Here is an 11,033-nt window from a genome sequence, read left to right as displayed (position 1 = left end):
CATCACCGACATCTGCCAGTAGGTCATCAATGTCACCTAAGCTATCTTCATCAAGCTCTTCGCCGAGTTCTTCACTTTCGGCTCCAATTTCAGACTCTTCTAGTAACGCATCTTCATCACCGACATCTGCCAGTAGGTCATCAATGTCACCTAGGCTATCTTCATCAAGCTCTTCGCCGAGTTCTTCACTTTCGGCTGCAATCTCTGGTTGTTCTAGTAACGCGTCTTCATCACCGGCATCTGCCAGTAGATCATCAATGTCACCGAAGCTATCTTCGTCAAGCTCCTCGCTAAGTGCTTCACTGTCAGGTGCGATTTCTGGTTGTTCTAGTAACGCGTCTTCATCACCGGCATCTGTCAGTAGGTCATCAATGTCACCTAGGCTATCTTCATCAAGCTCTTCGCCAAGTGCTTCACTTTCGGCTGCAATTTCAGGCTCTTCTAGTAATGCGTCACCATCATCGACATCTGCCAGTAGGTCATCAATGTCATCTAAGCTATCTTTATCAAGCTCTTCGCCGAGCTCTTCACTTTCAGGTGCAATCTCAGGTTCTTCTAGTAATGCGTCACCATCACCAACATCTGCCAGTAGGTCATCAATGTCACCTAGGCTATCTTCATCAAGCTCTTCACCAAGTGCTTCACTTTCGGCTGCGATTTCAGGCTCTTCAATTAACGCGCCTTCATCACCGGCATCTGCCAGTAGATCATCTATGTCACCTAGGCTATCTTCATCAAGCTCTTCGCCGAGTTCTGCACTGTCGGGTGCGATCTCTGGTTCTTCTAATAGCGCCTCATCGCTTCCGGCTTCCGCCAGTAACTCGTCTATGTCGTCTAGTTCAGTAGCCTCTTGTTCTTTGCTTGAGGGCTCTCCACTCTCATCTGAGATATCTTCGCTGGCTTCAGCAAGTAACGCGTCAATATCATCAAGCTCAGCTGGCTCTTGCTCTTCATTCGAGGCTTGCGGTTCGCTTTCTTCGAGAATATCCCCACCAGCTTCAGCAAGAAGTGCGTCAATATCATCTTCAGCAGCGATCTCTTCTGACTGCTCGGCTTGTGCGAGTAAGTTATCGATGTCTTGTTGCTCATCACTCACTGGCTCTTCAGCGGCACTATCAATTAAATCATCAATGTCGCCAAGCTCTAGTGAATCGTCTGTATCACTTTGATCGTCCTCGTCCAACGCGCCATCAAGTAGGTCATCAATGTCATCGGCACTTAAAATACTCTCAGAATCATCTGCACTATCTGCTACCTCACTTTGCGAAACGTCTGCAGCTTCATCAATTAAGCTGTCTATATCGTCTAAATCTAACTCATCACTGCTGGACTCTGTTTGTGTGTCTGCCTCGTCTGCTAACTCTTCACTGAGCGCAGCCAACGCATCATCACTCACATCTAAAGTATCATCTTGTTCGTCACCGACTTCATTAAACAGATCATCTATGTCGTCTGCACTGAGAATATCGTCTCCATCAGAAGCGCTGTCTTCAACATCCAATGTGACTTCATCATCGAGTGCATCATCCGTTTCATCAAAGCTTTGCTGCAAGAAATCATCCAAGTCATCAGCGCTTTCGGTGGCATCAGATTCATCGTCAAATACGATATCATCACTTAACAAGCTATCTAGTTCATCTTGATCTAGCGTGCTGCTACCTGTTTCAAAACCTTCTTCGTCGTCTAGCGAATCAAAAACAATATCGTCGTCTTCGGGTAGAATGTCATCATCAAGCTGCACGCCTTCATCCAGTGGCGATATTTCATCTGCACCAGGCATATCCAAGTCAAGCGGGTCAACAGCCGCTGTCGCTGCTGTTGCGGCACCTGCAGCTGCGGCCGCAGCAGGCGCTTGCGGTAAGAAGTCGTCATCTTCACTTGCAACCTCGGTTGCTTGTTTACGTTTACGCATAAACAACACTAGGCCACCGATCACGAGTAAGGCAGGGATGGTTGCCAATAAAGCAATAACCAATGGATTCGACAAAGCCTTCCCAAAACCAGCTTCCTCTTGTGCCATCTGTTGTGCTTCTTGCTGAGCAATCATCTCGCTCTGCATATCAATCACTACTTTTAGCTGTTGCTGAATTTCGCTGTCTTTACCAAGCTGCTCACGGACATTTTGTAACTCATCTGAGATGTCACCTAGCTGTTTTCTCAGCTCATTGTTTTCTTCTAAAATCTCTTCAACGTTACGAACTGACGACTTAAACTCGTTCTGAAGTTCAAGCAGCTTAGAGTCTTGTTCCATCCTCAAGTTTCTAAGTTGGTTGGTAAGTTCTTGTTGCGCCAATTCTACGTCGACTTTACGAGCTTGAGTTACGCGCTTTTTCGCAGCCTCAATATCAGCCTGATTTAATGTGCCATTTTTCTTACGTTCCCAAAGCACATCGTCTTGATCTGACTTTTGCTTTGCTATTGATGCATTTACACGACGGATCTCTGCCAAGGTAGGAATGCTTAAATACGCACCATCGCGCATATGGTTGAGGTTTTGATCTAAAAACGCATTGGGGTTTTTATCATATAAAGCCTTCATAACTTGATAAACAGATACCGAGTCATCCGGCCGGATTTTTTGCGCTATTCGCCACAATGTGTCTGAAGATCTGATAGGTCCGACTGTTCGGCCTTCCAGCCCATAATCTACGCCTTTTGGACCTTTCAACACCGTACCTTCTTGAGTGTGAACGGGAGATGTTATGAAAGCCAATGCTAGGATACAAAATAAGGCTAAACCGCGCATGCTGTTCCTTTGTTTCAGGTGACCACTTACTCAACCAGTAAGCGAATAAAAAATTTGCTCATCTTTGCTTTTTGCAAGCTCTGTTCCAATTGCAAACTATAAACCAGTTGTAAGGGAATATCCATTGCCAACGTATTGAATCTTAACATCAGGGTAATGCTTTAGTATGAAATTGAAAATGTTTTATAAATCAGGAAGGTGGTAAATAGAAATGAATTAACAAGAATGTGGGGCAAAATGCTGCCATATCATTTTCACCCCACGCTTATACTAAAGGTAATTTGCGATTAATTCTTCCGCAATTTGAACACTGTTCGTTGCTGCACCTTTACGCGTGTTATCAGAAACAACCCATAAATTTAAACCCATTGGGTGTGATATATCAGCTCTCAAACGACCAACATAAACGGTATCATTTCCACTGGCATCGCCAACCGGTGTTGGATAATCTTGCTCATCTTCAATCAACTCAATGCCAGGCGCATCATTAAGTAGCTGCTTTACATGCTCCAAATCAAAAGGCATACGCGTTTCTAAATGAATCGCTTCTGCATGGCCGAAAAAGACAGGTACGCGCACAGCTGTTGGATTTACCATCACACTGCTATCACCTAAGATTTTCTGCGTTTCCCACACCATTTTCATTTCTTCTTTGGTGTAGCCATTGTCTTGAAATACATCAATTTGAGGGATCACGTTAAACGCGATTTGCTTTGGAAATACCTCATTTTCCATTGGTCTTGCATTCATCAAGTTGGCTGTTTGCTTTGCCAACTCATCGACAGCTTCTTTGCCCGCACCCGATACAGCTTGATACGTCGAAACATTGATTCGGTCAATTCCATAGGCGTCATAAATGGGTTTTAAAGCAACCATCATTTGAATTGTTGAACAATTTGGATTGGCAATGATATTGCGGTTTCTAAAATCCGCTAAGCTTGTTGCATTAACTTCAGGTACAACTAATGGGATATCGTAGTCATATCTGAAGTGCGATGTATTATCAATGACCACGCAACCAGCCTCAGCTGCGATAGGAGCATACTTTTCAGATACACTGCCTCCTGCAGAAAATAGACCTATGTGCGCCTCAGAAAAGTCGAACTCTTCAACATCTAGTACGGTGACTTTCTCACCCATGAAGTCAATTTCTTCTCCAGCACTTCGGCTGCTTGCCAATGGAAAAAGCCTATCAACTGGAAACTTTCTTTCCGCAAGCGTTTCAATAATTTGCTTACCAACTAGGCCTGTTGCGCCAAGTACCGCGACATTAAATTTTTGCGACATGCTTATTCCTCATTCTGTTCTATACGAAAGCCTAACTGTTGTAGCTTTGATTGGTGTGCGTATGGTGCTGATATGCTCAGTGTAGAAAATTCTCTTCTTACTGGGTATTGCTTGCGCAGTACATCAAACCCTTGGCTTTCTAAATTCGTTCGCATTAAACCATTATCGCGACGAATATCATAGATCATATGTGCAATACGACCATAATCTGTTTCATCAAGTGTTTCATTTAAGTGACATTGACTTATTACAGGAATAGGTAAAAATGCCTCAAGCTGCTTAGTTGCAGACTTATGCATGGTTTTGCAAAGCGCCTCATATAGCATTTGTGTCCCCCTTGCTTTGCCCTCCAAGGTATGCCCCGCAATATGTACTGACGCGTACAAGCACTCATCCATAAGCTCAGTTAAAATAGCAGGCTCATTTTCCCAAACATCCAATATCAATTCGAGTTTTTGGCCTGACTGCTTGGCCTGCAGCAGGGCTTGATTGTCAATTACATCTCCGCGACTTGCATTAATAATCAGCATGCCAGACTTCAAGCCTTTGAGCCTTTGTTCATTTAACAAGTGCTTAGTTTTATGCTCACCGGACTTTACAAGTGGAACATGAAATGTCACAAAATCGGCTTGTGCCAATGCTGAATCAATATCAACATGTTCATCAAGTGTTCCCTCTTGCGCACGAACTGGATCACACAAAATTAGCTCAATACCACTGAACTTTAGTTTTTGCGCTAAACACTTACCTATATTACCTACGCCGATAACTGCCAACTTTTTACCACGCAGCTCAACATTACGATCTTGGCTGTATGCATATAAGGCGCTAATTACATACTCTGCGACAGCAATTGCATTACACCCCGGCGCACTTGAAAAAGCGATGCCACGTTCACTTAAGTAACTCTGATCTATATGATCAACGCCAATCGTGGCGGTTCCGACAAACTTTATTTTATGCGCATGTGACAATAAATTTTCATTCACTTGAGTTATAGAGCGAGTAAGTAATACATCTGCATCTTTCACCTGCTCAGACGTAACCGAGCGTCCATCAAAACGTTCAACCTCGCCCAAACTTGAGAAAAACTCTTCCACCAACGGCATATTTTGATCAGCCAAGATCTTCATTTAACATCATTCCTACACATTGCACGGAGTTACATTGTAACTCAGCTCGCGACAAGTCCCTAGTTTCGCCTCGCACCAATTCCCAGAGCAATAAACATTAGGCACAGTAAAAACAAAACGAGAAGTTTGACACTTGGCTGCTCCGAGACATTGATGATCGGGCTGAAAACAAAGGCTTGTACATTGCACCAAGCGAGAAAAAAAGCGATGTGTTGCGCACCGATATACGCATAACAGGCGCAGGCTATACTACTGAAAAAATTAATAAAAACTGCATACTCATAAGTTTCAACACTCAGCAACATCGCCACGAATGAAACCACTATGATACATATATTACCCAAAAGCATAAGCATCCCCTCCTTAGGACTTTTTTGTAATATAAATAAGTTTACAAAATTAGCAATTGAACAATTTTTAAGTAATTGGTGTAGTTGGCAAGGTAAAAAACTGGCTTCTAAAATGAACAATAGCGGGCTTTTTTGCTTGAAATAACTGGTCAGACAAGCTAGCCTAACCATGTGGTCAGACCTCTAATAAGGAAGAACAACATGACACTTTTATTCATCCTCGCCTTGATAGCACTGGTTAGCATTGCCTGTTATCATCGCGCTAGCTGGAATACCTGCCTTGGTGTTGCAGCTGCAACGCTTGTCGTTGGTACATTCGCCGATGCCTTTGGTGCTTTGTCTTGGCTTATCTTTTTAGCCATTGCGGTGCCTTTTTCTGTAACAAATATTCGTCAGCAGTATGTCGTAGCGCCACTTTTTAAAGCATTTAAAAAAGTGACGCCGACCATGTCCGAGACTGAAAAGTCAGCAATTGATGCTGGCACGACTTGGTGGGAAGCCGATTTATTCTGTGGTAATCCAAACTGGAATAAGCTACATCAATTTCCAAAACCAAGATTAACAGCTGAAGAACAAGCTTTTTTAAATGGTCCAGTAGAAGAAGTTTGTGCCATGTTGGATGACTGGGAAGCAACCCATGAACTTACCGACTTACCTCAAGAGGTTTGGCAGTATCTAAAAGATAACAAGTTCTTTGCTATGATCATCAAAAAGCAATATGGTGGCCTTGAGTTTTCAGCATACGCGCAGTCATGTGTGCTTCAAAAGCTAACGAGTAAATCTACTCTACTCTCTTCAATCGTAGGTGTACCTAACTCTCTAGGCCCTGGTGAGTTACTGCAACACTACGGTACTGAAGAGCAAAAGGACCATTATTTACCGCGTCTTGCTGTAGGCGATGAAATCCCTTGTTTTGCATTGACCTCGCCAGAAGCGGGTTCTGATGCGTCATCAATTCCAGACTTTGGTGTTGTTTGCAAAGGCGAGTGGGAAGGTAAAGAAACACTAGGTATCCGCCTAACTTGGAACAAACGTTATATCACGCTAGCACCGGTATCGACTGTACTCGGCCTTGCATTTAAAATGCAGGACCCTGATGGTTTACTTGGAGATAAACAAGATATCGGTATCACTTGCGCACTAATCCCCACATCGACACCAGGTGTAGAGATTGGCCGCCGTCACTTCCCATTGAATGTGCCATTTCAAAATGGACCAACTCGTGGGCAAGACGTATTTGTTCCGTTAGACTTCATTATCGGTGGGCCTAAAATGGCCGGACAAGGTTGGCGTATGCTGGTCGAATGTCTGTCAGTTGGCCGCGTGATCACACTTCCTTCAAATTCGAGTGGTGGGATCAAGACTCTTGCCCTCGCTAGTGGTGCATACAGCCGTATTCGTCGTCAGTTCAAATTACCAATTGGTAAAATGGAAGGGATTGAAGAAGCGCTATCTAAACTTGGCGGTTACGCATACAGCAGTGATGCTGCACTGAGCATGTCTACCGGAGCAGTCGACGCTGGTGAAAAGCCTTCTGTTATTTCGGCAATTTTGAAGTACCACTTAACTGAACAAATGCGCGCATCAACTATTCACGCTATGGATATTCATGGTGGTAAAGGCATCTGTCTTGGCCCAAATAACTATTTAGGCCGCGGCTATCAAGGTGCCCCTATTGCAATCACGGTAGAAGGTGCGAACATCCTTACTCGAAATATGATTATTTACGGCCAAGGCGCAATTCGTTGTCATCCATTTGTGCTTGCTGAGTTAAATGCTTGCAATATCAAAGACAAGCAAGAAGCATTAGATAGTTTTGATAAAGCACTAATGGGACATATTGGCTTTACTATTTCAAACCTTGTACGCACCAAGTGGTTAGCTATCTCTGGTGGCCGCTTTAGTAAAGTACCATTTAATGACGAAACAGCTGACTACTACCGCAATGCTGCGCGTTTTAGTGCTTCTCTTGCCTTGATGTCTGATATTTGCATGGCCGTATTTGGAGGCTCACTGAAGCGCAAAGAGCGTATTTCTGCTCGTTTAGGCGATTTACTAAGCTATCTGTATTTGGTCTCAGCAACCTTAAAGCGCTACAACGATGAAGGTCGCCGCAAAGAAGATCTGCCGCTTGTAAAATGGGCATGTCAGGAACATTTATACTTATGCCAAAGAGCACTTGCTGACTTGATCAACAATATGCCTTCAATGGCACTGCGTGCTGCACTTAAGTTGATGCTATTCCCGTTTGGTCGTCCAGTGCGTAAGCCAACTGATGAAATGGAACACGATATCGCAAAACTCCTACAAACTCCGAATGAGTCACGTGAACGTCTAGCAAGCTATATTTATACAACTGACGAGCCATTAAACTTAATCGGTAAGCAAGAGCAAACGTTGAAAGATATCCTCGCTGTTGAGCCAATTTTTGACAAAGTTTGTCGTGCTAAAGGCCAAAAGCTCCCGTTTATGCAACTTGATAAAGTGGCTCAAATGGGGCTTGAAAGTGGCATCTTAACTCAGCAGGAAGCGGATACATTGGCAGCTGTTGAAGCGAAACGCCTAGCTGTTATAAACGTTGATGATTTTGACCCAGCTGATTTATTGGCTGGTAAAGCGCGTGTTGTAGACAGCAATGTGAATGCTGCATAACTTAAAGCATTTATAATCAAAAGGCCGCTTTCGCGGCCTTTTTTACGCATATAGCAACTAACACAGAGCAAACTAACAGATGTTAACAACATCTGTTGGCCAAAAGCTTGGGTTTATCTCTCGTGAAGCTCACGGGCTCTCCACCGGCACTCAGCGCCTTCAATTGTATTACCCAATCAGTACTTTACTCAACATAATGGTAATTACCAATGTCGCCCATACCAAAGCCAAGCTCTTTGGCCGCTTTACAATGGTCAACATCATCAAGGGCGTTACAAGTAGAATTATAAGCTCGAAAACACTTACTCCAAACAGAGCAACACCTATTAGCCAGGCCACCGTAGTACACAGCATCACCACAAGGTTTTGGCTTCGTTGCATCACGTCAAACATTACAAGGCTTTGCCAAAACCCCCGATGTATTGAGATCTGTTTATTGGTCTCTAGCAGCAAACTGCTCCACCAAAGTAAATTAAAAAGTAATGCCATGAGACTGTAGTAAGCTGCCAAGTCTGAACGTTCAGTGACAATGATCTGTGTGCACCAATAGGTTAAAGTACTCATCCCCAACCGCCACAATATCATCCAAGGTTTTTCTATGAACAGTTGTAACCAGAAGCCATTGGCCGATATAGCTCTAACCTTAAAGTCAATTAGTCTTGGATTGATAAATGCTCCAACGGTTATTACCGTCAATACGGAAATAAAATACATTGCTACCGAGTTACAGACAAACACCAATCCGAGTGCAACACACAAAGTTAAAATAGTGGCATGAGGCCGATATAATTGGACCACTGCCAGTATAAACTGTGAAGCCATAAACAAAAGTAGTTGTGGTGCCTGTAATAGCTTTGCCCACCCCATAGAAGCAGCCATGATGAAGGCCGCTATGAACAACAGGTGACACATTAATAGTAAGCTGTTGTCCGCAATGAATTTGTGCACATGGTTAGACAGCAAAGTATGGTGGAATGTACGCCGAGCACTATCAAGAATTGCGCTTTTTACGGTTTCTATTAGGAGGCTTTGCATCAGCAAAAAGCCAAAGGACACTTCTAAAGTCAAACGTACAGACTCGCTTTCTACTAACTTCCCTAACCCAAAGAATATAGCCATAACAAGACTGGGCAGATAAATAAAAAACATTGCACTAACGAGCAGTGTAAATTGTTCTAGTTGCTTTCTAAGCTCCTGCAACTCAACCTTAAATGCTCGTAGACGATATTGGTAATAATGCAGCATTGGCTTCCCTAATTAGCAAATAAAGACTGACGCTCAAAACCAATCCGCATAAAAATATCGGGATCATGGCTGCTAATTAGAATTTGGTTGGAAGTGGTATCTAGATACTCAACGAGGTTATCAACACTGTCAGTATCGAGTGCCGCGCTGGGTTCATCCAATATTAAATACGGCGTATTTCTCATGATGGCATTGATTAGTTGGAGTTTTTTTAAGTTGCCCGACGAGAGTGCGCAAATACGGGTATTTAAAAAAGATGAAAACTGTAATATCGAGATAAGCTCATCTGGCATCGAACAACGCCAACTTTTCATCGTCATCCCCAATACTTGCTGTGCAGTTAAAAAGTCAGGAAATGAAATCGCATCAGACGCAAGTGCAACAACCCTTTGTGGCTCTTTATGCATTTTGCCATCTAATAAAATCTTGCCGTGATAAGCTCGGTCTATCCCCGCAATTAATGTAAATAGGGTGCTTTTGCCAAGGCCATTGGCAGCCTCAATACACACCCTTTGCGCCCCAAATTCAGCGCTATAATTATCAAATACAGGTTCGAGCAAAAACACTTTAGTCAGATTTTGAATGCTTATCATAGGCCCTCGAATATCATTGTTTTCAATGATACTAACAAACGAGGACCCAAATAAAGAAACTAAAAAGTGTTTCGAAACATAACGAAAGCGCGCTATTGGTAAGATCTAAAAGCTCGCCCTGCAAATTCAGTCATAAACGTTTCAATGGCTCCACGTTTTTGCATCGTGACAAATACTTGCTGGCCATACTCACCTCCAAAAGCAATATTGGTTGGATATTGCCCTTTAAGTTTTACAGTCCTTAGCAATTCTCCATTTGGAGAGATGATAGCAACTTCACCCGCGCCATAGCGTGCAACATAAAGGTTGCCATGCACATCTGTGCGCATGCCATCCAGACCGTGGTTGTCAAATTGATAAAATAACGATGGTTTACCAATTTCGCCATTCTGCTTAATTGGAAATGCCCAAATACGCTTTTGCACACTTTCGTTGACGTACAACACCGTATTATTTGGACTAACTTCAATGCCATTCGTAGTACCCATACCGGCCTTTAAACGTAAAACATTACCATTTATATCAATCCGCCAGAGCTGCCCATTACCATCTTGCCAGTTAGGATCACTCGCAAATAACGTCCCATCGTCGCTTATAGCAAGGTCATTTGGCTGATTCATTGCAGGCTCATGAGCAAACACCGAGACCTGCTTATCTGGCGTAATACGTAAAATGTTGTGTCCCATATAATCTGCAACATACATATTTCCCGCATTATCAAAGCGCAGCCCATTGCCAATACTACCTGGTGGTAGTTGCACAAATAAGCTCGCAGACCCTTTTGCCGTTACTTTGCCAATCGTGCCTTGTTTGGCAAAATTAACCGCATATAGCACACCATTTTTATCAACCACAGGACCTTCGACGCCCTCGGTGAATACACCATCCTCTATCCAATCTTGTGCTTCGTAAAAATTTGCCCCTGAGAGGCTCACTAGTTGGCAACTAGATAAAAAAACGACTGATAATAGTGCTGCGCTGATAGTCAGTTTCATGTTCACTCCCTGCTAAAAGCTTCAGTATGCAG

At 43.3% G+C, this 11,033-nt stretch carries 8 protein-coding genes; 1 reads left to right on the top strand and 7 read right to left on the bottom strand.

The genetic code is table 11. The annotated features are described in order from the left end of the window. The 4 genes from N480_RS12905 to N480_RS26000 form a co-directional block, all read right to left on the bottom strand. Positions 1-2,746 (bottom strand): FimV/HubP family polar landmark protein (locus N480_RS12905; protein WP_331245796.1); only part of this gene is annotated, 2,746 nt, incomplete at its 3' end. A gap of 270 nt (positions 2,747-3,016) precedes the next feature. Continuing rightward, positions 3,017-4,033 (bottom strand): aspartate-semialdehyde dehydrogenase, encoded by a 1,017-nt coding sequence (locus N480_RS12900; RefSeq protein ID WP_063372916.1) that lies wholly within the window; start codon positions 4,031-4,033, stop codon positions 3,017-3,019. Positions 4,034-4,035: 2 nt separating this feature from the next. Then, entirely contained in the window at positions 4,036-5,166 is a 1,131-nt protein-coding gene (locus N480_RS12895; RefSeq protein ID WP_063372915.1) for a 4-phosphoerythronate dehydrogenase, read from the bottom strand. A gap of 59 nt (positions 5,167-5,225) precedes the next feature. Further along, entirely contained in the window at positions 5,226-5,471 is a 246-nt protein-coding gene (locus tag N480_RS26000; protein WP_419554943.1) for a DUF6419 family natural product biosynthesis protein, read from the bottom strand. A 288-nt stretch (positions 5,472-5,759) separates the two neighbouring features. Between N480_RS26000 and fadE the strand changes: the two genes are divergently transcribed. Continuing rightward, positions 5,760-8,168: an acyl-CoA dehydrogenase FadE gene (gene fadE / locus N480_RS12885; RefSeq protein ID WP_419554942.1), complete on the top strand. Its 2,409-nt coding sequence runs from the start codon at positions 5,760-5,762 to the stop codon at positions 8,166-8,168. 168 nt (positions 8,169-8,336) lie between these two features. On the opposite strand, the gene N480_RS12880 is transcribed toward fadE, so the two are convergent. The 3 genes from N480_RS12880 to N480_RS12870 form a co-directional block, all read right to left on the bottom strand. Further along, positions 8,337-9,413, bottom strand: a complete 1,077-nt coding sequence (locus tag N480_RS12880; RefSeq protein ID WP_063372912.1) for a DUF6136 family protein — start codon at positions 9,411-9,413, stop codon at positions 8,337-8,339. 8 nt (positions 9,414-9,421) lie between these two features. Continuing rightward, positions 9,422-10,006 (bottom strand): ATP-binding cassette domain-containing protein, encoded by a 585-nt coding sequence (locus tag N480_RS12875; RefSeq protein WP_063372911.1) that lies wholly within the window; start codon positions 10,004-10,006, stop codon positions 9,422-9,424. A 92-nt stretch (positions 10,007-10,098) separates the two neighbouring features. Then, on the bottom strand, positions 10,099-11,001 hold the full coding sequence (locus N480_RS12870; protein WP_063372910.1) for an SMP-30/gluconolactonase/LRE family protein: 903 nt from the start codon (positions 10,999-11,001) through the stop codon (positions 10,099-10,101). Between the last annotated feature and the right edge of the window lie 32 nt (positions 11,002-11,033).

Origin of the sequence: Pseudoalteromonas luteoviolacea S2607 (assembly GCF_001625575.1) — a bacterium.
Lineage (GTDB): Bacteria > Pseudomonadota > Gammaproteobacteria > Enterobacterales > Alteromonadaceae > Pseudoalteromonas > Pseudoalteromonas luteoviolacea_E.
The sequence above is the reverse complement of the archived record's forward strand: the minus strand, read 5'-3'. Positions and strand labels throughout refer to the sequence as shown.